Below are 22,732 nucleotides of genomic sequence, written 5' to 3'. Positions count from 1 at the left end.
GGATTTGAACCGCTCTGTGGCAAAGGGCCACATTTGGGGAGCCCGACCTGACGCGAGGGGCTTCATCATGTGGATCGAATGAGGGCGGCCGGCTCGCCCCTTCTCTGTTGAGCCGTCGCAAGTGGAGCGGACGGCTGGTCTCGCCCGAGACAGTTTGGAGCTATGGAACAACTTATCGGGATGGAAGTTATATAGAAGGCTGCGAACTTCATGTCAAAGCTGCCTCGATTGACTTTTGTTAGTCGAGGCATTTTGTAACTATATCAAAGGATAATCTACATGGAAATGGCGGCGGGCCGGGCCAAAACACCAAAAAACCCTGTACAACCGTCTATTTTAATTTGCTTTTCCCACCTCCGATGGAACTTCGTATATCAGAGACCACAACACATTCTGACCCTGGCGTCAAAACAGCAACAGCTAATTTACTTCGAAGAGCCGATCTTCGATGAGAGGCGCCACCCTTCGATGCGGGTGCACAATATTACCCCCAAGATCAGAATAGTGACGCCGCTGATCCCAGTTGGTACTTCCGCGACCAGGGCGGACGCAATCCAGCGCAGGTTCGTCGATCAGATCCTCGCCTCCACGCCGCATGACCGATTGACGACCTGGTATTACACGCCCATGGCGCTACGCTTCAGCGATCATCTCGCCTGTGACGTCTGCGTCTACGACTGCATGGATGAACTCTCCGCGTTCAAAGACGCTCCCGCAGAGTTGACGCAGTTGGAAAAGGCGCTGTTGCAACGTGCCGATGTCGTCTTCACGGGCGGGCAGAGCCTTTACGAGGCCAAGCGAAGCCTGCATCGTTCGATCTTTGCTTTTCCAAGCAGCATCGACGTTGCACATTTCCATCAGGCGAGAGAGCCGGGTGAGGACCCACTCGACCAGGCCAACATACCTCACCCGAGAGTGGGGTATTTCGGGGTCATTGACGAGCGGCTCGACGTCGAATTGGTAGCGGAGACGGCTGCAGCAATGCCGGACGTGCAATTCGTCATGCTCGGCCCTGTGGTCAAGATCGATCCGGCGAGGCTGCCCACGGCAAGCAACCTGCATTGGCTGGGCGGCAAGTCCTATGCCGACCTGCCACGCTACCTCCGGCATTGGAGTGTCGGCTGGATGCCGTTCGCGCTCAACGAAGCGACCCGCTACATCAGCCCGACCAAGACTCCCGAGTTTCTTGCGGCAGGACTGCCGGTGTTGTCCACGGCGATCGTCGACGTTGTGCGTACCTACGGCGTCGAAGGCCTTGTCGAGATTGTCGAGGCGGAGGACATCGAGGCCAAGCTTCGCTCGATCCTGGCCCACCCCCGCGATTTCCTGGTGAAGAAGGCCGACGCCTACCTCGCCGACATGTCCTGGGAGAAGACCTGGAGCGCGATGGCTGCCCACATCGAGCGCGCCCATGCGATGAAGAGCGTCGTCCCATTCCTGAGGAGGGCGTGAGCGTGTTCGACTGGTTGATCGTAGGGGCCGGTTTCGCCGGCAGTGTGCTGGCCGAGCGTATCGCATCGCAACGGCAGGAAAGCGTCCTGATCATAGACCGACGAAATCACGTCGGCGGCAATGCCTATGACTGCTACGACGAGGCGGGAATACTAATTCACCGTTACGGGCCTCACATCTTTCACACCAACGCCCAATCGATCGTCGACTATCTGTCGCAATTCACGCAATGGCGGCCTTACGAACATCGCGTGCTGTCGCTTGTCGATGGACAGCTGCTGCCGATACCGATTAATCTCGACACCATAAACCGCCTCTACGGCCTTGAATTGACGTCCGAGCAGCTGCAGGACTTCTTCGCTTTCCGACGCGAAACGGTCAAAGAAGTCCGCACCGCCGAGGACGTCGTGGTGAGCACAGTAGGCAGAGAGCTCTACGAGAAATTCTTCCGCGGCTACACGAGGAAGCAGTGGGGTGTCGACCCTTCCCAGTTGAGCAAGTCAGTGACGGCGCGAGTCCCGACCCGGACCGATCGCGACGATCGGTATTTTGGCGACAGCTTCCAGAACATGCCGGCAGGCGGGTATACGCGCATGTTTCAGCGCATGCTGGATAGTCCCAAGATCAAGATCATGCTGCAGACCGACTACCGCGAAATTCGCGACAAGATCCCCTTCCAGCAGATGATCTATACCGGTCCGATCGACGAGTATTTCGACTGGAAGCTTGGTCGCTTGCCCTACCGTTCGCTGCGCTTTGAGCACACGACGCTTGATTGCGAGCAGTTTCAACCGGTCGCCGTCGTCAACTATCCGCAGACGGAAAAATACACACGGATCACCGAGTACAAGCATCTGACCGGTCAGCAGAGTCCGAAGACCAGCCTCACCTACGAATACCCCACCGACGTCGGAGATCCTTATTACCCGGTGCCGCGGGCCGAAAACGAGGCTTTGTACAAACGATACGAAGCTTTGGCCGCGGCGTGCCCGGAGGTCTGGTTCGTCGGACGTCTTGCAACATATCGCTATTACAATATGGATCAGGTGGTCGGCCAGGCATTGGCTACGTTCGGGCGCATTCAGACACGCCTGCCAGCAAACGGGATGCTCGTCACGCCGACGCAGCGCGAGGCGGCCGAGTGAATGATGCGCCGGCCTGACCGGCGTCGGGCGACCCACGGCCAAAGAGACCAACGATGTTTCTCGGCTTCTCGGCGAACAGCTCTAGATATGCTGTGCTGTTGATGCAGCTGAAAAGCGCGCACTGTTCGTATCAGCGAGGCTATAGCGCGCTTGCTTGTTGTTCCTCAAACGCCAAGAACGATTGGCGCTGGCGCTCCAACTCGTCCGCAAGTGGCTTGCGAACAGTGCGCGAGCCGTCCGCATGAATGGTGGAGAACAAGCCGACTTCGGCGTGGCGCGAATTGTCCCAACCTGGGTAGGCCGTCACCGGGTACAGGCATATACCCTGAACAGGTGCACCGAGGCTCGTCGCATCGCGCACTTCGTCGCAAACGTAGTGAAGCCAGGCTGGCCGGCCTGAACCTTCGGCGCCGGTCTCGGCGATGAACATCGGCTTCTTGTATCGTTCGGCGACCTCGACCAGCAATTCCGAAAGTGCACGGTATTCGTGGTGCCCCATCGGTATCGTTGGGCCATTCAAGTACCATTGGTTGTGCGGATAGAAGTTGAGGCCGATGACGTCCACAACGTCCTCGCTGCCGCCCAACTCCGGTTCCACGCGCCCGATCAGCATGTCATACGCCTCGAATTGGCCCTGGCGAGCATTTTCGGCGCGCCGCCGCTCGGGGTGAGTACGGTCACGAGGAGCAATATGGATCAGCGGTTCAGCCCAGATGAACCTGCAGCCGGGTTCGGCCTCCCGCATGGCCCTCACGCCGGCGACCGCTGCCCTGACAAGATGTCGTTTGAACCATCCACGCTTGTTCGGCCCGACGCGGGGGAAATAGCCGACCTCCACAGCCCATGCAAAAAACGAAATCTCGTTAATCGGGCACACCAGGGGAGCCACCCCGGTAGCGGAGCGATGAACCCGAACAGCTTCCGCGGCGAAACGGACGTAGGCCTTGATAAACCCCGGGCCACCTTGGTCGATATGGTCTGGCGAGCCATAGTGGAAGATATCCCAGATAATCTGCACCCCGGCCGCCTGGGCTGCTTCGATCGCCGACGTCCAACTCGACCAGTCGAAGACTCCGGGCGCTGTTTCAATCAGGTGCCAGCGCAAGCCGTCGCGGATCGTGCGAAGCCCAAGCTCGGCACAACGGCGATAGTCGGCATGTGCATGGATGTCATGTGAGGTCGCGCGGATCAGATCAAGACGGGCCCCGTCGGCGCGCCTGTGGGAGGAACACTCGAAACCAGCCATGAAAAAGCTGTCGAACCCGGAAGAGCCTGCCGTGGGCCGACGAGCGGTATCCTCGTTCATACCAACATCCTGTCGCCCAAGGCGTGGGCAAGTAATCGCATTCGCAGTCCCCCATTGTCAGTTCCGGTGGCCTAGTCGAAACCGGTCGGCCACCACCACGTCGACGGCTCGGCGGCTGCGGTGTACACGTGTGCCTGGATTGGCGAATACAACCAAGCTCCAATCCCGTCTGCCGGGGGCCGCGGTCGCGTCGATTCGATCCGAAGTTATGCGGCCTGTTGCATCGCCCGTTCGTTGACGCCTGTTTCGCCTAGTCGGGTGAGCGCCTCATCGGTTGCTTTTTCTTCCTTGAGCGTCTGTTCGAGTAGCGGGACGGCGTCTTTCAAGCCAAGTAACCCGGCCCATGTGACAAGAGTCCCGTAGCGCGCTATTTCATAATGTTCGACGGACTGGGCTGCAGCCACGAGACCCGCGTCCAATGCCGGAGCCTCCTCGAATTCCTCCAAAATCTCCTGTCCTTCTTCGATGATGCCGTCGATCGCCGGGCACGTTTTCCCTTGGGCTCTCTTGCCAAAGGCGTCGAAAACTTGCTGCAGACGCTCGATCTGACCTTCCGTCTCGTCACGATGTTTTTCGAACGCCGCCTTCAACTCTTCGGACTCCGCGCCCTTTGCCATTTTCCGGAGCGCCGTCAGAATCTTGCGTTCGGCGTAGTAGATGTCTTTCAGACCATCATAGAAAAGGTCTTCCAAGCCCTTGGAGCTGCCCTGAGAGCTTTTTTTTGTCGCCATTGTCATCTCCTCTTTCATTTCTATCGACGCATGCATGGCTCTAACTGGACCAGTCTCTTGTTGTTCCTTCGGCGACGGCACACCGGCAGCCAACAGCGAGCGACGGTCGGGTTGACCGCTGATTTCAGTCCGCCGCGCCAGCAGCGGCTTGAGCATCTCGGCTGCGCTCCATTGCGGAAGTTCCGGAATGAGGATCGTCTGCCTGATGGGTTTCCGCTGTCATCGAGTCCTTGCGGCCGCATTTTTCGCAACGGGACCTTTGCCCGCACCTGATCAAGGTTCCCGATCTCTTCTCGGGCCCCCAATGGCGTCGAACCTGGACGAAGTTGCCGACCAGATCAGCAGTGTATAGGGGCCGCGGACCTGTTTTGCGATGTAGTTGAACTCACCTTGAGGCAGCTGCTCGCGCAGGCGTTTGGACGACAGGCGGACGGCATCATGGCCTCTAAATTCGAATTCGAGGTCAAGAGGACCACGTCCACAGCATAGTTGCACCTAAGATCCTCCTCGATGTCGCCAGCGGCGCGAAGCCTCAGATGGTCTTCGAAAACCCCCTCTGCGGACCGAGCATGTCATGTCTCCTTTGCAGTACCGGAAAGGCCGTGGACAGCCGTGTCGTCCTTCGCGATGCTGAACGGATGCGACGGCGGTTTGTTCCTGAGGCCAACATGCGCTGGAGCCGGATTGACTTGCACCCCCGATCACAAACGAATGAGAACATTCAATCGGGGTCCTCATGGCTTCCGCCATCGACATTCTGGCATGCTGACCGCGACGAGGTCGGCAATTGTCCAGGACTAGAGCGGCTGGCCAGGTGCAGCGGTGCCGGGGGGACCTCACGCTCCAAGGCCGTCCTGGCCTTCGCCAGCGACAACCACAAGGCCTGCAAAAAAGCTTCATCTGCTTGCGGTGTTAATCCGACCTCCTTGCAATGTTCAACGATCCTGTCCTGGATCGCCACTGCGGTTTCATACCGTTGGACAACCCTTGCCAGAACGTCCTGACAGGTGCCAATCGCCACCTCCCGAATGTGGTCAGCGACGGGAGAGAGGGCAGCACGGGTGACATCATGAGCAACGGGGGCGTCCCGATCAGTCGGATGTATTCCGCCTCGGGCTGCCCATAAGAACGATCCGCCAACGCGCGTCTATAGCAATAGCTTCAGCCTTCAATTGAACAAAGCAATCGTGTGGGGACCGGTCCTCACCCATGACCAGGGCTGCCCCGGTCATACCGTCAAAGCCAATAAGGCCAACCTCGGCCTCGACCTCAGCCCGAAGCTTCGCCACCATTAACCCGAGACCGCTCTCGAAGAAATCGACGGTGTCAATCGGGACCGAGGTCTGCTCCAGGTGCGTCCTCAGTCCCAAGTGACGGGCTTCGAGGTGAGGCTGCAGCAACGTCAGATCCGGTGCGCTCAGGCGCCGCAACAGTTCGTTCTTGAACGAGGTTTCCATCTGCGCTGTCTCCCGATCGGGGCGGAAGGGCGATGGTCGCTCACAGCTGACGACGCCCTAACAATTGTCGACAGTCAGGGGAAAGTATACCTAAAAGGGCGGGGAGTCTCAAAAAGCTACTATGCTGACCAGAGAAGCTCGTCAGTCTGGCGATCATCAAGATGCTGCTAACAAGCAGTGTCCGCCTCTACCGGTCGAAGGTTGCCTTCGCAATCTGGTGTGCGCCTTTTGTCGAAGCATACGGCCCCAAACTGATTCGTCCTCTGGGGAAGCCAAGCGGTATCGACGCTGCCTGAAAACTTACGCGCAAGCGCTCCACACTTTCGGGGGGCGCTTTGTCGATCGACCAGAGTAGCCAAGCACCCCTTCTGTATCCCATAGTATTCGTCTTCGACTATTGCTCCGGAACGGCAGAGGTTTGCGGACGATTTCGTGCTGCTTCGGCAATTTCCGGGATGTATTTCGTCGCGGTGCAGCTTCGGTTCACATTGGCGCGTGCGTCGAGTACCTCTTTCTCGCAGACCCGCTTGGCGAGCTCGATAGGCACATGAACTGCCAGAGGCACTTCCACCTCGGAGATTCCAAGCTCCCGTGCGATCTGCTGTTTCACTTCGTGCCTGCCAAGCGAAACGTCGACGCCGACATCCTCGGCATCTTCGGTTGTCGATGATGCGCCTTGCCCCGGAAGATCTTGCTGCTCGGTCTGAGCAAATGACTGCACGGCAAAGAGTTGCAACGCGAACACGGCGAGCGGCAAAATTCGTTGGAATACTCTCATGCCTGGCTCCTGCAGGTGCCTTTAACAACAGCAAAGTGTTTGAAGCGTTCCAGAGGCGGGGATGCGCGCGCTCAGCGGCAGTCGAGGCGGGTTTTTTCTGTTGGCGTGGAATACGATATGGCGACCATGGTTGGGTGCCGACAGCCGACTGTGCTGGCACATCGGAGTGTAGGAAGTTGCCTACCGAGAAAGAAAGACAAGCCAGAGACGAGCGCGCCTCGGATGCTGCACGAGGATTGACCGACATTGAGCGTGCGGCACGAGACGCAAAGACCGCGGCTTCGGGAGCAGCGCCTGAAGGCCGCACTTGCTGTGACGTCGGCCCGCGGCATCTAAACCGAAGAGGACACCAAAACCGCGAAAGCCTAGCAGTCACTTGCACCACACGGGAGCTTGCATTCAACCCCACGGTGCTCAAGATCCAAGTAGGCTCTGCAGCTCTCTAGGCTCAGAACGTCGTGCACCCAAGTTAGATCCTGCTGCAGCAGTCAGGACTATCCCAGAACGAATATGGCCAGCAGGGCAACAAAGAGAACAAGGGCGATCGCGGCGCCCCAGATGAGGACCTTTCCGGTGCCGCGTTGCTCTTCCTCGCGAGAAACGTCTTTCGCCATTCCATGCATCCTTTGCGAAGGTCCAAACTGAGCAACGTGCCGTGCCAGGCTGTTCCCAACGCTCTCGGAGCCAACTTGGTGTCAGTCCAACTGCCGGTTGCCGTAGGGCTTCTTCGCTCTAGCGCTATCGGCAATACAGCGCGGCTCTCCTCTGAGCGCGACCGCAGCTCCCTTCAGGCAAGATGCGCGAGCAGACGGATAACTATCTGACCGAAAGCAAAAGAAACCACGCGTGCCCCACTGAAAGCACAAGCAAGCGCAAAGGTTCCTAAACTGATGCTCGGCTGGCGGGAACTTGCTCGCCAGCCGAGTTGAGTTCAGGCGGTGGTCGGGGGAGATCAGCCAGCCACACGCTGGTGATTCCAACCTTTGCCGATGTGCCAATCAGCAACCTTCGTCGGTCTTTTTGACCTGGCCTGGCGCGGCGGTGTTGGCTGCCGTGTCCTGCTGACCTGGCGCCGTCTGCTGAGCGCTGCCAGTCTGCTGGCCGGGCGCGCAGTCTCTGGCCGAGTTCGGATTTGTGGTGCCGCTGGTGGTGGTCGTGTCGGTGCCCTGATCGCCGGACATGTTGGTCCCGCTGCTCGTCGTGCCGGTGCCCTGATCCGTCGTGCTGGGCATGGTCGTCGTGGTCGAGGTTCCGCTCGTCGAGGTTCCGCTCGAAGTTCCGCTGGTCGTCTGGGCAAAGGAAAGCCCGGCCGACACCGCCAGCACGGCCGAAGCCAAAAGGATGCGTTTCATCTTCTTTCTCCTGTCTGAATGCGCGGGATGCGCCTGGCAAATCCAACAGGCAGATAGAAAGAGTGTTCCCCCAAGAAGCTCAACTTTTGTAACTCTGGTCGTAGGTCAGCCTTAGGATGGCCGGCGTATATTAGAACCTCATGACGGCGGCTCGAGTCGAAAAGCAATCAACGAGCGGAGAGGCCGTCGCGTTCCTTGTGACTGCGGTGGCGCGGTGAGGCACAAGGCTCAATGCGGAGCGCCAGCGGCCGCGATCAGCGCCTCGTCGAGAATCCACTTCAGCTTCGCCGAGCGCTGGTAGCTTCATCTGCTTGCCGTTCTTACTTGCCGGGAACGACATGCAGCGGTCGCAGTATGCCATGCGGACCTTCAATATGTCGCCGTATGTCGCCGCGTCGGATGGCCAGGAAGCGGCCAGTGCCAGTTGGACTTTGTGATGGAGCGGCGCAGCGGCGAGCGTCCACGGGCCGTTTTCCTTGCGCCGATCTTCCGCGATCTTGGCCTTTTCCACGCATCGCTGCAGGATTTTTCGCGAGGTGAATTGAGACCCGCCACGACGCTGATCTCTGCGACGGTCAAGGGCCGTTCGGCGGGCTTTGCTCCGGAACAATGTCTTCTTCCGAAAGTTTTTCCTTAAGTAGCAAAGGAGATTCGAGATGTCAGAAAGCCGCGAATGGTTTGTCCAATGGCTTAGAGATGCCCATGCCATGGAAGAGCAGGCCGAAACGATGTTGAACGGGCAGTTGGGTCGCATCGAGAACTATCCCGAACTGAGCGACCGGATCCGACAGCACCTCGACGAGACGAAGCAGCAGGCTGCCCGGCTGAAGACTTGTCTCGATCAGATGGACGAGGGTTCATCCACGATGAAGGACGCTGGCGGTAAGCTGACGGCGATGGCGCAATCGCTGAGCGGCGTCTTCGCTGGAGACGAGGTGATGAAAGGATCGCTCGCGAGCTACACGTTCGAGCACATGGAAATCGCCTCCTACACGATCCTGATTGCCGCTGCTCGATCGCTCGGCGAAACGGAGGCTCTTCGGGTTTGCGAAGAGAATCTGCGAGAGGAAGTCGCGATGGCGGATTGGCTGAAATCCCGTCTTCCCTCCACGACCGAGCAGTTCCTTGCGCGGGCCGAAGCGGACAGCGACAGCGCCAAGCGGTGATCGGGTAGGAACGTAGTGACCGTGAACTGGGTGATCGGGATTCGTCCGCTAGCGCGTCCCCCTTCGTGAACGCTGGGCAACGAACACGCCTAGCAGGCGGTCGTCGAGCTGCGCATTTCGAGAAATTGCAACGACGAGCGATGCTAATATTGCGGCGTCGTCACTTAGAGAGTTGAAGCGTTCGTTTGCGCAAGCCTGGTCGAATACGCATTGGCACTAGTCTAGCCAAGATCGGAAGGGCTAGTCTAGCGCAGCGCTCGGCGAGATCAAGCTTGAGGGGGCGTGTTAAAACGTTCGAAACGAGGTCGCGATAGCGGAATGCCCGAGAACACTCGTCCCTGATCACTGAGCAGTGCGTGCGCGGGCACCGGCAGCGCCAAGCCGGATCGAAGAAAGTTCGTCCTGACAGCGGACAGAGCGCGCCGTTGCGCTCACGTTATGGGGTCGGCAGCACTTGCACGGTTTTCGGGGTGAATTCCGCTCAGCCGGTCGCTGGCGGTTTCGCTGAAGGCCGTGACCGACCGGCCGACGATCATCATGCTCGAAGGGGTTGACCGCTTTGTCCGATCTTCTCCGCCGTGCGCATCGTCATCGCGCCGTCCGTGGTTCCAGAATATGCAATCCGATGGCTGAACTCGTCGGGACTCGATAAATGTGAGCGCGGCATCATACTTTGCCTTCAGGACGACTGTTTCTCTGCAATGACCTCTGTCTACGCTCATCCAGTTCGGTCGGTGTCCATCTGCTCATTCAGACGTCGTTGATAGGCAAAGCCGACAGCCGCGGCGACTGCCAAACCCGCCGCCGCCAGAAGGAGTTTGTCCTCGGTATGCTCATTGCCCGATGCGTCTTGAACAGCTAACGAAGCTTCATCGAAGGGTGCGGATGCTTTTGCGACAGTCTCGCCCTGGTGCGGCCCAACGCCGCTATGGCGGATACCCGCAGCCAGACGTTCTGTCTTCTCTTTAACAGTTTCCTTGGCCACGCCGGTCAACTCGGCAGCTTCGCGTTTTATTTTGCCAGCCGTTTCAAGAGCGAAATCACTGACGCTTTCCGCCAAATCGCTAGATTGCTCCTTCAGGCGCTCCTTGGCGTACGATAGGTGATCAACCTGCTGCTCGCCGGGTGGCCGGGCTGAATTGGTCCGCAACAAGCTGATCAATCCCGCTCCGACGAGTGCGGTTGCGATCGGCGGATGGCGGAGGAAACGCCACCCCAAACCGGCCCCAATCGCCAAAGCAGCGCTCGGATTGGCAGCCGCCTTGGCCTTGAGATCGTCAATAATCGCCTGCGCCACCGATTGCATTGAGGCTCTTGCTTTCTCCACCAGGGCATCCTTTGCCTCAAGCGCTTCGTGTTTCAAATCATCGGTAAATTCGGAGAGCGTGTTTGGCGACCGAAGTGTCGACAAGTCCTCGGCGAGCTTAGCCCGGGCAGCCTCAACTTCGTATTCAAGATGCTCAAGTTGCGGATCGGCCATCATAAATCTCTCTTGCCACCGGGGCGGGCAGGTTTGCTCGACCGAGCGTTGCCCGACCGCTGCGATTTGGCCGTTATTCCTTCCGAAGGGGTGGCGCTGCCCGGTTGCAGCTTGGCGGCCGGAGTGGATGAACCGCTCGATCCACTTGGGCTTGGCGAAGGCGGCTGCACGGGTTCACTTGATTGCTCTTTTGACAAGGCGCTTCCAAAGGCGCCCGCAACGTCCCTTGCGACCTCCTTGAGTCCGTCCGAATTCAGCCCATGTTCCTCGGCGGCGCTTTTGAGCCGTTCGCCCGCCTTTGCTGTCGAGGACTTCAAGCGGTCCCCAGCTTTTTCAGCAGCATCCGTCAATCGCTCTCCTGCTGGGCCGAGCGTGCGCCTCTCGACATCGCTGGCCGGCAAAGCAGCAGCTATAGCGGCACCGGCTGCGAAGCCGGCCAGAACAAAAGCCAATGGCTGTTCTTCCACCATGCGGCCAATCGTGTCTTGGAACGATGATTGGGCTTGCTGCACCACGCGCCCTGACTTCTCGGATACGGAGCGACCGGCCCGTTCTGCGTATAACGCGGCGGATGATGCGTACTGACTTGCGGTTTCACTCACCTTCTCCCCAATGCCGGCTAAATTGTCGCGCATGGCCTCTGCTGTCTCGCTAGCCTCTTCCTGCGCTTTGGACGCCCCGCCGCTGGCGGTGCGTACGTGCGGAGCATTTTGGCGCCCGTCGGTTGCACCGGATTGCTCGCGATGCCCGGCACTTGAACTGCGGCTGCGCATTAGCAGCGCGCACCCTGCTGCGACGAGCAGAAGGCCTTCGGGATTGTTCCTAGCGGAGCTGAGAAGCCATTCTTTCGTTCCAAAATCCTGGACCTGTGAATTGCGGCTCATGTTAATTGCTCCTTGGTTGTCGCAACATCCTGCTTTATTTGGCTTATGGAGTGTGTCGGCAGAAGTTCTTTTTGCGCATCAGCGCGGCCCCGATAGTAGGCGAAAGCAGCGGCGAGGGCCGTTGCGGCCGCGACGATCAGACACGACCAGTGCAGGGCCATCCCTAAGCTGGCTATTCCAAGTACGAGGGCTTGCACTAGAAGCAGAGCGGCGACCACTCCCAGCACGCCAGCAGCAGACATCCACACACCTGCTTGGAGCTTCGTTGAGACGTTGGCGGACAGCTCCGCATGCGCCAGGCGCAACTCTTTTTGAAAGAGGTCCGCGACGTCCGCCAACACTGCCGACAGTGCTTGAGGGAGAGGCGAATTCTTCAGTTGTTCCGGTGCCATCAGATCAGTTCGCTCCCTGCCGCCTTCCCTTGATGGACTCTGGTGCGGGAGGCGCGCTCTTCAGTGTGCGGAACGTCAAAAAGCCCGCTACGGCGGCCAGCCCAAACACCAAACCCGGCTTGCGCCTCGCGAAATCGGACGCTGCAAGAACCAGCTGATCGACGGACCTGTCTCGCAGGTCGTCTGCGTATCCATCAAGCCTATTCGCGAAGGTGCGCACGACCCCAGCGACTATCGGTGCGTTTGCGTCGAGGTCCTCGGCCGCACGCTTGGTCGAACTCGCCAGTTGGCCCATCACCTCGGCGCCGCTGCCGACCTGACGGTCCAACATCTCCTTCACCTGATTGGTCACGGTGGACGCGCCACCAACGGCCGCCCGTTTGGCGGTTTCCGCTGCCCCTTGCGCTATGTCGGACGCTTTGGATAACGTGCCGCTTACGGTCGCTCCTATGTCTTCCGAGGTACCGTCACCAACTCTTACCGCAGTCGGGGGACGCCGTTCAGAATTCCGGTTGTTCATGGTTTCCTCCATTCGAGGAGCAAACGGAGGTAAGGCCCGTTGGTTCCCAATGAGTGACTATCTGGGGTTTCAAGTTGCGTTTGCGAACTCGAGGCGCGCATCGCGTGCTTTTGCATTGGGAATGATGGGTAGCTTGCGGGCGGGCGCAATGCGAATGGTCATCTTTTCCTTTCCTGTCTGAAGGCGCGAGGGGATCATATCTGGCGACGGTGAGCGCGACGAGGAGAGGCTGGAGCGCGGACCTTCACGGCCGCCGCGCACCGGTCTTCGACCGCTGCGCCTGCCGCTGTCACTGGCGATCGGCGCCAACCCTACGAGTTTGGCGATGGCCTTATTGGAAAGGGTGCCAATCTCGGGCAACTCGGCCATCAGGAGTACGCGGGCGACACCGTTGACCGAACGGAAGACCTAATCGAGACAGGCCCACAGCGGGTCGTCGTCGCTAGCGAGGCGATCTCGACCTTCAAGTCGGCGGCTCTGACGCTTGAGCAGAACATGACCTCGTCGAGGCTGGCGAGGGGTTCGGCATCGGCGACGGCGCTTTTGCGTTGCTTCTGGATGGTGAGATCGCCAGTCACTTGGGCAAGCCGGGCGACCAGCGCCTTGAGCCGTTCTGGGCTACGCGCCGCGGCGTTGGTTACAGCCGCTTGACCATGGCGTCCAAAGTGATCTGCGCGCTACTCGTTGCGCTCGTCAAAACGCGACTGCTGGTCGGCGGCATCGGCCGATCCGCCCAGCGTGTCGGCAACCGTGGCACCTCGCGCACCCATCGGCTGCTGCGCACCTGTGGTGGTGTCCATCGCTGTCTGATGCTCCATCTCGGAATTCAGCTCCGCACCTACAACCAGGATAATCACAGAAATCCAAGTCCACATCATCAAGCCGATGACTGCCCCAAGAGCTCCATACGTGGCGTTGTAGTTGGCGAAGTTTTCAAGATAATAGGAGAAGCCTATCGAGACTGCGATCCAGACCACAGCGGCGAGGAAGGCGCCCCATGTCGCCCATTGCCACTTTGCCCTTTCCCGGCTGGGTCCGTAGCGGTAAATCAGCGTGATCCCGACGCCCACCATGATCAGCATCATCGGCCACCGAAAGATCCGCACAAGGGCTTCGGTCCAGCCGCCGAGGTTCAGCAGCGCAAGCACGGCCGGCACAATCCCCACCGAGATGATAAAGCCGATACCAATGAGGATGGCGCCAAGTGTGAAGCCCAAGGCCAGGAGATTCAGATGGATGAAGCCGCGCTTTTCACTCTCCTCGTAGGCGATGTTCATGGCTTCGAATAGCGTCTTTATGCCGTTACTGGCGCTCCACAGTGCGACGGCAAGGCCGAAGATGAAGCCGAAGCTGAGCGCGCCAGCCTTCTGAGCGGCCAAGGACGCAAGCTGAGATCTGATAATATCCAGACCTCCCGAAGGCAGTACGCCGCCAAGGAACGCAATGTGCTCAGCGATGGTCTGAGGATCGGCGACGAAACCATAGATGGACACGAACGCGGCAAGCGCTGGAAAGAGGGCAAGAAGCAGATAGAATGCAGCCCCCGCCGCGATCAGCATAACACGGTCCTCGGTTACCTCAGCAAAGACCCGCCACAGCACGTCCTTCCAGCCGCGGCTGGGAATCTCTGACGGCCATTCGGCATTGCGTCCGCGGCTCTCCCGTTCGGCCCGCCGCTCAAGTTGCACTTGACCTTCGTAAGCGTCCTCGGTTGTTTTCTTCGACATGGCTGCCGGTCCGGAGCATCTTCTTCGCGGGGCAAACGTATAATAGCGCCAAAGGATGCAGGTGCAGACCTGCGCTTACAAATAAACATCCGCCGCCTGCAGCAACACCTGCGCCATCCCCACTTGGCCCTTCGGCTCCCATGCTCATCTGGCGGGGGATGCGACGGCTGAGCGTGCATCTTGTCGGGACGACGCAGCCTGATCTAAATCCTCATTGCGCTGGATCACTTTAACGACACCCACGTTACCAGCCATGATCTCGCTGGCGCCTGAACATCAGTTCGTCAACGCCGGAAGCATTCGGCTTCACGTCGTTCAGGCCGGGCCTGCTCTGGGTAAGCCGGTCATGCTCCTGCACGGCTTCCCGGACTTCTGGATCGGCTGGAGACGGCAGATCGGTACGCTCGCTTCCGCCGGATATCGGGTCATCGTTCCCGACCAGAGGGGCTACAACACCAGCGACAAGCCAGAGGGTATCAGCGAGTACACGCTCCCCAAGCTGCTCGGCGATGTATTCGCCCTGGCCGACGCGCTCGGCATCGGAAGGTTTCACCTCGTCGGACATGACTGGGGCGGCATCGTCGCTTGGGCCGCCGGGGCAAAGTTGCCTCATCGCCTGGACAAGCTCGTCATCCTGAATGCGCCCCATCCCGAGGTGCTGTTGACCCATGCCCTGCGATCTCCGACGCAGTTTCTGCGGAGCAGTTACGTGGTTTTCTTCCAGATCCCATTGCTGCCCGAAGCCGTTTTGGGTGCGCGGCGCTCCGCCTTGCTCGCACGAGCACTTAGGACATCCAGCCGGGAAGGCGCCTTCGAAGAAGAGGAGATTGCAGAATATCGGCAGGCTTGGGAGCGGCCGGGGGCGCTGACCAACATGCTCAACTGGTATCGCGCCTTGCCCTTTCGCCCGAGCTTGAAGGAGCGGATCACGACGCCCACTCTTGTTATGTGGGGGATGCAGGACCAGGCTCTGGAATCCGGGCTGGCCAAGCGCAGTCTCGCCCTTTGCGACGATGGCCGCGTGCAGACTTTCGAGAAAGGGACGCATTGGGTTCAACGCGAAGAGAGCAACGCGGTGAATGCGGCGCTTCTGGCATTCCTGGAGGGCTGAGGAACTCAAAAATGGATAGAAACTGGGGGGAGCGTCAGATGGAGCCGGAGGAGGCCTGCAGGGCATTCCTGGCTGCTGCAAAAGAGGAGGGGACATTACAACTAGCTAAGTTGGATTGCGGTATAAGGTTCTATTGTCTCCGACCAACACCGCGCTTTGCGGAGCCCGCCGTCAGCAAGGAGAGGCGACGGACCCCCGCCTTTGATACGCCTGTTCATGGCCTCCACGCTCATATCGGCGCAGCGGGCGCTCGACATCACTAGAGCTCATTGGCAAGCAGCCCGCCGATATACACTGGCAGTGTCCAGGCGTGGGCGTGGCCTTTCCGCTTGGGTATTATGGTGCGGCCTGCCCGATCGGCCGTCCCTCGATCGACCCTGAGTTGCTGATCCGCATGCGGATCGTCGGCAGCTCGTCCTCGACTCGATGCGCGAAGTCGTCGACGCCGTGCGCAAGCCTGGAGCTGTAGCGGCCTCGCCTGTCCCGCCCCGGTGTCATCGCTTCGCTGGCGCTAACGGTGAGACCGCATAGATCTGGTCCAGTATTTTCAGCATCAGAGCGTTGAGCTGGCGGGAACTTGCTCGCCAGCCGAGTTGAGTTCAGGCGATGGTGGGGGGAGACTGGCCAGCCACACGCTGGTGATTCCAACCTGTGCCGATGTGCCAATCAGCAACCTTCGTCGGTCTTTTTCACCTGGCCTGGCGCGGCGGTGTTGGCTGTCGTGTCCTGCTGACCTGGCGCAGCCTGCTGAGCGCTGCCAGTCTGCTGGCCGGGCGCGCAGTCCCTGGCCGAGTTCGGATTCGTGGTGCCGCTGGTGGTGGTCGTGTCGGTGCCCTGATCGCCGGACATGTTGGTGCCGCTGCTCGTCGTGCCGGTGCCCTGATCCGTCGTGCTGGGCATGGTTGTCGTGGTCGAGGTTCCGCTCGTCGAGGTTCCGCTCGAAGTTCCGCTCGAAGTTCCGCTCGTCGCCTGGGCAAAGGAAAGCCCGGCCGACACCGCCAGCACGGCCGAAGCCAAAAGGATGCGTTTCATCTTCTTTCTCCTGTCTGAATGCGCGGGATGCGCCTGGCAAATTGAACAGGCAGACAGAAGGAGTGTTCCCCGATGAAGTTCAACTTTGTAACTCTGGCCGTAGGTCAGCCTTAGGATGGCCGGCGTATATTAGAAACCTCTTGAAGAAGACACTGCCCGCACCAGAATCCATGGCATGGCTCGGGGAATAGGCATTGGTGACCAGGTGGCGATTACTGCCACGGTTCGAAGGCGGATAACAGAGGACCGCGTAAGCGTCTCTATCCCAGGTTACGACTTCCCACATTCCATCATCGACCACACCAAGGTGAACCGAGGCCAGCAAATCGACCTGAAAGGCGAGGTCACGCGCATCGACGAGGACACCGTGACGATCGACCTCGGGCCGCTGGTCACGGTCGACCGTGACAAGGTCCGGTTGGTGGAGAAATATAGGCCGCCAAAACGACGAAAGGCACTTGTCGTTGCCCCGGATTAGAACCGACAACATCGCGACGGGCTATGTGGGCAGGCCGCATGACGGGCCGGTAGAGGACGAGTCGAAGCACTTGGTCTACTGCCCAGTCTGCGGCCAAACGTTCGACGCGCGCGATCTTGGACAGGTCTTCCACCACGCTGAGCCCCAGCACGAGCCGCTTCCGGTCGAGCAATAGTCCAGCTAGTTGAGCTCCGGCGGCAGACCGTTCAGACCCTTCAGCGCGCCACCGACGTACGTTGGATGAGGAAAGGGTGCTGCGTGCACCGCGCCTTCCCCGCGCGCCGATGCTCCACCTGGACCGCAAAAAAGTCCCGCCGCACTGCCAGAACGGCGGGACCGATCAAACGCTTTGCACCAGGCGGGGGGATGCGGGGGGTGGGCTTGCCAAGTGAGCGCGGACCGTAACCAACCCTAAGCGCCACAGCGGCAACGCGTCCACCAACCGCCGGTTGGAGCGACAGGACGATTGAGCCGCCGGCAGGTCAGGTCATCCCGGGTCGCTATCGCTCGCAACCAGACGGTAGCGGAAATTGTTGCGGATGTGGTCGTTGAAATAGCGGCCCTTGGCGAACGCGGCCCGGAACGCGGCAAAGGTTTCCGGCGGTACCCCCTCAAACTCGTACCGTTTACCGCTGGCGACGAACCACACCGAGAGGGTCCTTCTATCCAGATCATATTCCATCTTGCGGATCGAAGTAGATGGCATGAGACAGGCCAAGGCCCGCGCCCTTGCGGGGAGCGCGGGCCGATCGGGATACCGATCTGCAGCAATACCTGGAGGGGGAGGATTCGCTGCGTGCACCGAACTTTCGCGGCGGTCCCGTGTTCCCAATCGAGATACACAAAAAGCTAGCTGCACCTTTCGGCATCACGCGGACGTTGGATTTCTGAGAAAGCGCGAGCGTCAATACTAACTTCTGGTGATGGAATTTTCCCGTGAGATAGGCACGCTCCACGGCGAAAGGAGTGCCCCGCCATGACCGTCCTCGCCTACAACCTTGCCAATGACATCAAAGGATTGTGGAGGGTCGTCTTCGTGCCGGACGAACTGCATCTGTATGTGGAATTCAGCCAGCCAGACGCCGACACAAACCCGGCTGATTGGATGAGCGTTGATGATTTCCTTGCATGGCGGCCGAAAGGCGCACTCCACGAGCGAGCGCGCGACAGCTTGGTTTCGCTCATTTGCAAGGCGCTGACAGGGCGATGAGACAAGGGAAACCCGCACCGAGATCCAGTGCGAGCGCCGCGAGTGGGCCTAGGGCCCCACAAGCCAGTGCCACCCCCCGCCGACAACCCCCGGCGGGCGGGTGCCTCGGGGACACGATGGTAGATTGCCAATGCGTTCGCGCGTGTGGCCTTAAGTCGCAAACTATTGGCTTCAGAAGCAGGACGTCGGGCTTCATTGACGGTGCTACCAACACCATATGGTGATCCATAGCCCTCCAAAACGAGACAAGCTCGCCCCGACGGGTCGCACTGCGGCCGTCAGCCGGCAATTGCCATGAACTAGGAAACCATCATGCCTGAAAATATCAGATTAACTTCGAGAGATGTCCCCCTCATTCAGCTAGGCCTCTATCAGTGCCGGTTCCCGGTGAGCGAAGACCCGTCAGTACCCGGCGGTTATCGTTTTTGTGCTGGGCCAACTTCGCCGGATCGCGTCTACTGCGATCACCACCACCACATTGTGACCGCCGTGGACCCTCGTCGAGCCCGTTCGGGTCTTCACCTCGCTCAACGACGCGCCGCGTAAGCTTGGCTGGCGGCGGCCTCCCGGCCAGGCGCTATGCGCTCCAAGGCCGCCTTGGCTACGACCTTTCCGTCGGCTCGGTCTGGCCCATCCTCCCTTATGCCGTCTTCGCCGATGTATCCCCCGTCGCCCGATTGAGAACGACGACTTCTCGCCGAGCCCTTCAGCTCGCTACTCGCACAAACGCGTCGGCTCCAAAGGTTTGTCTGTCAGCACATCTTCAATGTGCCCGCGCCTGAAGCCCCAACATCTTCTGCGACCAAACCGCGTACCTGGCACCGCCGATCGGTTGCTGCGGCGGATTTTCGCTGTTCGCAGCTGAACAATGCCTATCAACCTTGTCATCGCACCTAGTCGCATGTAGCGGCCGTTCGAATTCTCATCGCTCGGCGCGATGTTTGGTCCGTCTGGCCAGAAGAGCGGAGCAAGCCATTGACACCCACGAAGTTGCTGATTGGGCAGATCGCTGTCGTATTCGCAATTGTCATTCTTGGCGTGTGGACTGCAACCCAATGGTGCGCCCACATGCTCTCCTATCAGCCGTCACTCGGCGCACCATGGTTTGTGACAGTCGGCTGGCCGATCTACCAGCCGTGGAAGCTGTTCGAATGGTGGTTCCAATTTGACGCCTATGCGCCTGAGGTCTTTGACAAGGCTGGCATACTTGCCGGAGCCAGTGGGTTCCTGGGCTGTGCCGCCGCGATAGCTGGGTCCCTCTGGCGCGCACGGCAGCGGGGGTTGGTCACCACCTATGGGTCCTCACGATGGGCCATGAAGCTGGAAATCGAGAAGGCGGGGCTGTTTCAGCCGGCCGGCGTTTTCCTTGGCGGACTGAATTGTCGCTATCTGCGCCATGACGGACCGGAACACGTCATGGCCTTTGCGCCGACACGTTCGGGCAAGGGCGTCGGACTCGTTGTTCCAACCCTTCTTTCCTGGACCGGCTCGGCCGTCATTCACGACATCAAAGGCGAGAACTGGCAGCTGACCTCTGGCTGGAGGTCGAAGTTCTCGCACTGTCTCTTGTTCAATCCGACCGATCCGAGATCGGCGCGGTACAACCCGCTTCTGGAAGTGCGCAAAGGTCCAGATGAGGTCCGCGACGTTCAGAATATCGCCGACATTCTCGTCGATCCGGAAGGCGCGCTGGAGCGGCGGAACCATTGGGAGAAGACCAGTCATTCACTTCTAGTTGGCGCCATCTTGCACGTGCTCTACGCCGAAGAGGAAAAGACACTCGCCCGTGTCGCCACCTTCCTGTCGGACCCGCAACGCTCATTCGCTGCGACACTGCAGCGGATGATGACCACCAACCACCTCGGCACGGTGGACAAGCCCCAGGTCCATCCGGTCGTGGCCTCGGCGGCTCGTGAGGTGCTGAACAAGTCAGAGAACGAGCGCTCAGGCGTTCTCTCGACCGCCATGTCGTTTCTCGGGCTCTATCGTGATCCAACGGTGGCCGCGGCAACATCGGCCTGCGACTGGCGCATTGCCGACCTTGTGGATGCCGAGCGACCGATGTCGCTGTATCTGGTCGTGCCGCCGTCGGATATCTCGCGCACTAAGCCCCTGGTGCGATTGGTGCTCAATCAAATCGGCCGGCGGCTGACAGAGCGCCTGGAGGGCGATCCAAAGAAGAGCCGCAAGCATCAGCTCCTGATGATGCTGGATGAATTTCCGGCGCTCGGTCGGCTCGACTTCTTCGAGACTGCGCTCGCCTTCATGGCAGGCTACGGCATCCGCGCTTATCTGATAGCGCAATCGTTGAACCAAATCTCCAAGGCCTATGGCGAGAACAACGCCATTCTCGACAATTGCCATGTGCGGATTGCCTTTTCCTCAAATGACGAGCGCACGGCCAAACGCATCTCGGACGCGCTCGGTACCGCGACGGAACTCAGATCGATGCGTAACTATGCCGGCCATCGGTTGGCGCCCTGGTTGTCCCACGTCATGGTAAGCCGCCAAGAGACCGCTCGCCCCCTGCTGACGCCGGGTGAGGTGATGCAGTTGCCGCAGGCTGACGAACTAATCCTGGTTTCGGGATTGCCGCCGATTCGCGCCAAGAAGTTGCGTTATTACCAGGATCCGAATTTCACGGAGCGAGTGCTGCCTTCGCCGGTGCTGCGCGACGGTGCCTACGCGGATCGGCCCACGTCGCGCCCGGACGATTGGAGCGGACAGGTGCGCGGCGTGGATCGGCGTCTTGCTGGCGACGACGACAGTGCCGGCGCGGCAATCGAAGACGGAGGTGTCCAGCAGCAGCGCCATCCGGGCCTGCCCGAAGAACGGACCCTCGTCGCCCAAGAGCCTGATCATGGCGATCTGTTCACGCCCGCAGACGATGACTGCGAGACGCTCGCCGACAAGCGCGTCATGGATCGGATTTCCACCGCAGCACGTGCGTACGGCCTCAATGAGGGAATGGGCGACGACAAGGACATCGTGCCCGGCTTCTGAACGGCGCGCCATACGCGGGCGCATCTCAGCGTAAATAACGGCCGTAAGCGATTTCGAGGATCTCGACGATGCTCGTTCCCGTCGCCGGTGCATCAGCGCCGGTCAGAGGAACGAGCAGCATGAAGCCCAACCGCATTCGTCACCAGTTTTTGCTTGAACCCGAGTTGAGCGAGAAGCTGGAGAACCTCAGCCGCAATCCATCGACCACCAAATCGGCCATTGTGGCGCACGCGGTCGAGGCCTTTATCGAGCGGCGTGGGGAGAATGAACTCGACCAGCGCTACGGCAAGAGGCTCGACCGTCTTTCCCGCGACCTCGGACATGTCAGGCGCGATGTCGAGATGATCCTGGAGAGCCTGGCGCTCTTCATCCGCTTTTCGATCACGCTTCATGCTCACACGCCGGTGCCGGACAGGGCCACGCAAGCAATTGCCCAGGAGCGCTTCGACAAATTCGTCGAACAGGTCGGCCGCCAAATCGCTTCCGGGAAACGGTCACTTGGCACCGACGATCGCAGGGGAAGGGAAGGATGAGTTCTCATCCGGAAGCCGACCATCGCCGCCGCGTCATGCTGCGCACCGCCATGGGTCCGGCGATCACCGAAGCCCTTGCCGATCCGACCGTCATTGAGGTGATGGTCAATCCCGACGGTGCGCTGCGGCTCGACCGGTTGGGTGAAGGCCGGGTCGACACCGGCGTGCACATGCATCCTTCTGAGGCCGAACGCATCATCCGCCTGGTCGCCTCCCACGTGCGCGCCGAGGCGCATGCTGACAATCCGATTGTCAGCGCCGAATTGCCATCGGGCGAGCGCTTCGAGGGTCTGCTGCCGCCTGTCGTGCTGGGGCCATGCTTCGCCATCCGAAAGCCTGCGGCGAAACTCTACACGTTGGCCGACTATGTCGCCGACCGCGTCATGCTGCCGCTGCAGGCCGATGCGCTGAAGAAGGCGGTCCGCGAGCGGCGCAACATCCTGGTCGCCGGCGGCACGTCGTCGGGCAAGACAACACTTGCCAATGCGCTGCTGGCACAAGCCGCCGATTGCGACGAGCGGGTGATCCTGATCGAGGACACGCGCGAACTGCAATGCGCGGCGAAGGATTGCGTTGCCTTGAGGACGAGGCGGGGGTCGGTCACGCTCGCCGATCTCGTGCGCTCGACCCTGCGGCTCAGACCCGACCGCATCATCGTGGGCGAAGTCAGGGGCGCGGAAGCCCTGGACATGCTGAAGGCATGGAACACCGGGCATCCCGGCGGCATCGCGACGGTTCACGCCAATTCGGCGCGCTCCGCTCTCTACCGTATCGAGCAGCTCGCCCAGGAAGCCGTCGTCACCGTTCCCCGCCGCCTCATCGCTGATGCGGTAGATCTGATCGTCTTCATCGCTGGGCGCGGATCCTCACGCCGCATTGACGCGATCGCTGAGGTCACCGGTCTCGACAGCACCGGTGATTACGCCGTCACCCCGCTCACGCTTCCGCAACTCCAGCAGTTTTGAAAGGTCACCT

At 60.0% G+C, this 22,732-nt stretch carries 23 protein-coding genes; 9 read left to right on the top strand and 14 right to left on the bottom strand.

Features of this window, described 5'->3' with window-relative positions; translation table 11 throughout:
- Positions 1-279 precede the first annotated feature (279 nt).
- Both NKH01_RS26875 and glf read left to right on the top strand, forming a co-directional pair.
- Positions 280-1,452, top strand: coding sequence for a glycosyltransferase family 1 protein (locus NKH01_RS26875; RefSeq protein ID WP_353023253.1), 1,173 nt, complete (start codon positions 280-282; stop codon positions 1,450-1,452).
- 2 nt (positions 1,453-1,454) lie between these two features.
- A complete protein-coding gene (gene glf, locus NKH01_RS26870; protein ID WP_353023274.1) occupies positions 1,455-2,597 on the top strand; it encodes a UDP-galactopyranose mutase in 1,143 nt (380 codons plus the stop codon).
- A gap of 139 nt (positions 2,598-2,736) precedes the next feature.
- On the opposite strand, the gene NKH01_RS26865 is transcribed toward glf, so the two are convergent.
- From NKH01_RS26865 to NKH01_RS26840, 6 genes are all read right to left on the bottom strand, one after another.
- On the bottom strand, positions 2,737-3,903 hold the full coding sequence (locus NKH01_RS26865) for a glycoside hydrolase family 1 protein (RefSeq protein WP_023677857.1): 1,167 nt from the start codon (positions 3,901-3,903) through the stop codon (positions 2,737-2,739).
- A gap of 206 nt (positions 3,904-4,109) precedes the next feature.
- Entirely contained in the window at positions 4,110-4,634 is a 525-nt protein-coding gene (locus NKH01_RS26860) for a YciE/YciF ferroxidase family protein (RefSeq protein ID WP_023677856.1), read from the bottom strand.
- A 1,091-nt stretch (positions 4,635-5,725) separates the two neighbouring features.
- Complete coding sequence (locus tag NKH01_RS26855) at positions 5,726-6,091, bottom strand: hypothetical protein (protein ID WP_023677855.1); 366 nt, start codon at positions 6,089-6,091, stop codon at positions 5,726-5,728.
- Positions 6,092-6,485: 394 nt separating this feature from the next.
- A complete protein-coding gene (locus NKH01_RS26850) occupies positions 6,486-6,869 on the bottom strand; it encodes a hypothetical protein (RefSeq protein WP_352778292.1) in 384 nt (127 codons plus the stop codon).
- A gap of 998 nt (positions 6,870-7,867) precedes the next feature.
- Positions 7,868-8,221, bottom strand: a complete 354-nt coding sequence (locus NKH01_RS26845) for a hypothetical protein (RefSeq protein ID WP_353023251.1) — start codon at positions 8,219-8,221, stop codon at positions 7,868-7,870.
- A gap of 130 nt (positions 8,222-8,351) precedes the next feature.
- The gene (locus NKH01_RS26840) at positions 8,352-8,732 is read right to left on the bottom strand and encodes a hypothetical protein (protein ID WP_353023249.1); all 381 of its coding nucleotides are present in this window, start codon (positions 8,730-8,732) and stop codon (positions 8,352-8,354) included.
- A gap of 145 nt (positions 8,733-8,877) precedes the next feature.
- On the opposite strand from NKH01_RS26840, the gene NKH01_RS26835 reads away from it, so the two are divergent.
- Positions 8,878-9,387 carry a ferritin-like domain-containing protein gene (locus NKH01_RS26835; RefSeq protein WP_353023247.1) on the top strand — a complete coding sequence of 170 codons (510 nt, stop codon included), beginning with the start codon at positions 8,878-8,880 and terminating at the stop codon, positions 9,385-9,387.
- Positions 9,388-10,105: 718 nt separating this feature from the next.
- On the opposite strand, the gene NKH01_RS26830 is transcribed toward NKH01_RS26835, so the two are convergent.
- The 6 genes from NKH01_RS26830 to NKH01_RS26805 form a co-directional block, all read right to left on the bottom strand.
- A complete protein-coding gene (locus tag NKH01_RS26830) occupies positions 10,106-10,870 on the bottom strand; it encodes a hypothetical protein (protein WP_352467852.1) in 765 nt (254 codons plus the stop codon).
- Positions 10,867-11,751, bottom strand: a complete 885-nt coding sequence (locus tag NKH01_RS26825) for a hypothetical protein (RefSeq protein WP_352690962.1) — start codon at positions 11,749-11,751, stop codon at positions 10,867-10,869. The genes NKH01_RS26830 and NKH01_RS26825 overlap by 4 nt, the downstream gene beginning before the upstream one ends.
- On the bottom strand, positions 11,748-12,143 hold the full coding sequence (locus NKH01_RS26820) for a phage holin family protein (RefSeq protein ID WP_352690960.1): 396 nt from the start codon (positions 12,141-12,143) through the stop codon (positions 11,748-11,750). Before NKH01_RS26820 ends, NKH01_RS26825 begins: the two co-directional genes overlap by 4 nt.
- 4 nt (positions 12,144-12,147) lie before the next feature.
- Entirely contained in the window at positions 12,148-12,495 is a 348-nt protein-coding gene (locus tag NKH01_RS26815) for a hypothetical protein (protein ID WP_352467850.1), read from the bottom strand.
- A 237-nt stretch (positions 12,496-12,732) separates the two neighbouring features.
- Positions 12,733-13,032 (bottom strand): transposase, encoded by a 300-nt coding sequence (locus NKH01_RS26810; RefSeq protein ID WP_352637597.1) that lies wholly within the window; start codon positions 13,030-13,032, stop codon positions 12,733-12,735.
- Between the two features lie 308 nt (positions 13,033-13,340).
- Positions 13,341-14,390, bottom strand: a complete 1,050-nt coding sequence (locus NKH01_RS26805) for a YihY/virulence factor BrkB family protein (protein ID WP_352467848.1) — start codon at positions 14,388-14,390, stop codon at positions 13,341-13,343.
- A gap of 253 nt (positions 14,391-14,643) precedes the next feature.
- Here NKH01_RS26805 and NKH01_RS26800 point away from each other — a divergent pair, with 253 nt between their 5' ends.
- Positions 14,644-15,501, top strand: coding sequence for an alpha/beta fold hydrolase (locus tag NKH01_RS26800; protein ID WP_352690959.1), 858 nt, complete (start codon positions 14,644-14,646; stop codon positions 15,499-15,501).
- A 666-nt stretch (positions 15,502-16,167) separates the two neighbouring features.
- Here the strand turns inward: NKH01_RS26800 and NKH01_RS26795 are convergent.
- The gene (locus NKH01_RS26795) at positions 16,168-16,533 is read right to left on the bottom strand and encodes a hypothetical protein (RefSeq protein WP_352492307.1); all 366 of its coding nucleotides are present in this window, start codon (positions 16,531-16,533) and stop codon (positions 16,168-16,170) included.
- A 175-nt stretch (positions 16,534-16,708) separates the two neighbouring features.
- Between NKH01_RS26795 and NKH01_RS26790 the strand changes: the two genes are divergently transcribed.
- Positions 16,709-17,011, top strand: coding sequence for a hypothetical protein (locus NKH01_RS26790; RefSeq protein ID WP_353016637.1), 303 nt, complete (start codon positions 16,709-16,711; stop codon positions 17,009-17,011).
- A gap of 487 nt (positions 17,012-17,498) precedes the next feature.
- Here the strand turns inward: NKH01_RS26790 and NKH01_RS26785 are convergent, their stop codons facing one another.
- Positions 17,499-17,717, bottom strand: a complete 219-nt coding sequence (locus NKH01_RS26785; RefSeq protein ID WP_023722567.1) for a KTSC domain-containing protein — start codon at positions 17,715-17,717, stop codon at positions 17,499-17,501.
- A 270-nt stretch (positions 17,718-17,987) separates the two neighbouring features.
- Here NKH01_RS26785 and NKH01_RS26780 point away from each other — a divergent pair, with 270 nt between their 5' ends.
- The 4 genes from NKH01_RS26780 (at position 17,988) to trbB (ending at position 22,722) form a co-directional block, all read left to right on the top strand.
- Positions 17,988-18,221, top strand: coding sequence for a hypothetical protein (locus tag NKH01_RS26780; RefSeq protein WP_352467844.1), 234 nt, complete (start codon positions 17,988-17,990; stop codon positions 18,219-18,221).
- A gap of 975 nt (positions 18,222-19,196) precedes the next feature.
- The gene (locus NKH01_RS26770; protein ID WP_353016633.1) at positions 19,197-21,224 is read left to right on the top strand and encodes a conjugal transfer protein TraG; all 2,028 of its coding nucleotides are present in this window, start codon (positions 19,197-19,199) and stop codon (positions 21,222-21,224) included.
- Between the two features lie 119 nt (positions 21,225-21,343).
- A complete protein-coding gene (locus tag NKH01_RS26765) occupies positions 21,344-21,757 on the top strand; it encodes a CopG family transcriptional regulator (RefSeq protein WP_353023244.1) in 414 nt (137 codons plus the stop codon).
- The gene (trbB, locus tag NKH01_RS26760) at positions 21,754-22,722 is read left to right on the top strand and encodes a P-type conjugative transfer ATPase TrbB (RefSeq protein WP_353023242.1); all 969 of its coding nucleotides are present in this window, start codon (positions 21,754-21,756) and stop codon (positions 22,720-22,722) included. The genes NKH01_RS26765 and trbB overlap by 4 nt, the downstream gene beginning before the upstream one ends.
- Positions 22,723-22,732 lie beyond the last annotated feature (10 nt).

Origin of the sequence: Mesorhizobium sp. M1403, assembly GCF_040317695.1 — a bacterium.
Lineage (GTDB): Bacteria > Pseudomonadota > Alphaproteobacteria > Rhizobiales > Rhizobiaceae > Mesorhizobium.
The sequence above is the reverse complement of the archived record's forward strand: the minus strand, read 5'-3'. Positions and strand labels throughout refer to the sequence as shown.

What these genes read in the sequence shown, in the direction of transcription:
- NKH01_RS26875 (WP_353023253.1), top strand. Translation starts at nt 280, where the DNA reads ATGGAAATGGCGGCGGGCCGGGCCAAAACACCAAAAAACCCTGTACAA.
- NKH01_RS26865 (WP_023677857.1), bottom strand. Translation starts at nt 3,903, where the DNA reads ATGAACGAGGATACCGCTCGTCGGCCCACGGCAGGCTCTTCCGGGTTC.
- NKH01_RS26860 (WP_023677856.1), bottom strand. Translation starts at nt 4,634, where the DNA reads ATGGCGACAAAAAAAAGCTCTCAGGGCAGCTCCAAGGGCTTGGAAGAC.
- NKH01_RS26855 (WP_023677855.1), bottom strand. Translation starts at nt 6,091, where the DNA reads ATGGAAACCTCGTTCAAGAACGAACTGTTGCGGCGCCTGAGCGCACCG.
- NKH01_RS26850 (WP_352778292.1), bottom strand. Translation starts at nt 6,869, where the DNA reads ATGAGAGTATTCCAACGAATTTTGCCGCTCGCCGTGTTCGCGTTGCAA.
- NKH01_RS26845 (WP_353023251.1), bottom strand. Translation starts at nt 8,221, where the DNA reads ATGAAACGCATCCTTTTGGCTTCGGCCGTGCTGGCGGTGTCGGCCGGG.
- NKH01_RS26835 (WP_353023247.1), top strand. Translation starts at nt 8,878, where the DNA reads ATGTCAGAAAGCCGCGAATGGTTTGTCCAATGGCTTAGAGATGCCCAT.
- NKH01_RS26830 (WP_352467852.1), bottom strand. Translation starts at nt 10,870, where the DNA reads ATGATGGCCGATCCGCAACTTGAGCATCTTGAATACGAAGTTGAGGCT.
- NKH01_RS26825 (WP_352690962.1), bottom strand. Translation starts at nt 11,751, where the DNA reads ATGAGCCGCAATTCACAGGTCCAGGATTTTGGAACGAAAGAATGGCTT.
- NKH01_RS26820 (WP_352690960.1), bottom strand. Translation starts at nt 12,143, where the DNA reads ATGGCACCGGAACAACTGAAGAATTCGCCTCTCCCTCAAGCACTGTCG.
- NKH01_RS26810 (WP_352637597.1), bottom strand. Translation starts at nt 13,032, where the DNA reads ATGGCCGAGTTGCCCGAGATTGGCACCCTTTCCAATAAGGCCATCGCC.
- NKH01_RS26805 (WP_352467848.1), bottom strand. Translation starts at nt 14,390, where the DNA reads ATGTCGAAGAAAACAACCGAGGACGCTTACGAAGGTCAAGTGCAACTT.
- NKH01_RS26800 (WP_352690959.1), top strand. Translation starts at nt 14,644, where the DNA reads ATGATCTCGCTGGCGCCTGAACATCAGTTCGTCAACGCCGGAAGCATT.
- NKH01_RS26795 (WP_352492307.1), bottom strand. Translation starts at nt 16,533, where the DNA reads ATGAAACGCATCCTTTTGGCTTCGGCCGTGCTGGCGGTGTCGGCCGGG.
- NKH01_RS26790 (WP_353016637.1), top strand. Translation starts at nt 16,709, where the DNA reads ATGGCTCGGGGAATAGGCATTGGTGACCAGGTGGCGATTACTGCCACG.
- NKH01_RS26785 (WP_023722567.1), bottom strand. Translation starts at nt 17,717, where the DNA reads ATGCCATCTACTTCGATCCGCAAGATGGAATATGATCTGGATAGAAGG.
- NKH01_RS26780 (WP_352467844.1), top strand. Translation starts at nt 17,988, where the DNA reads ATGACCGTCCTCGCCTACAACCTTGCCAATGACATCAAAGGATTGTGG.
- NKH01_RS26765 (WP_353023244.1), top strand. Translation starts at nt 21,344, where the DNA reads ATGAAGCCCAACCGCATTCGTCACCAGTTTTTGCTTGAACCCGAGTTG.
- trbB (WP_353023242.1), top strand. Translation starts at nt 21,754, where the DNA reads ATGAGTTCTCATCCGGAAGCCGACCATCGCCGCCGCGTCATGCTGCGC.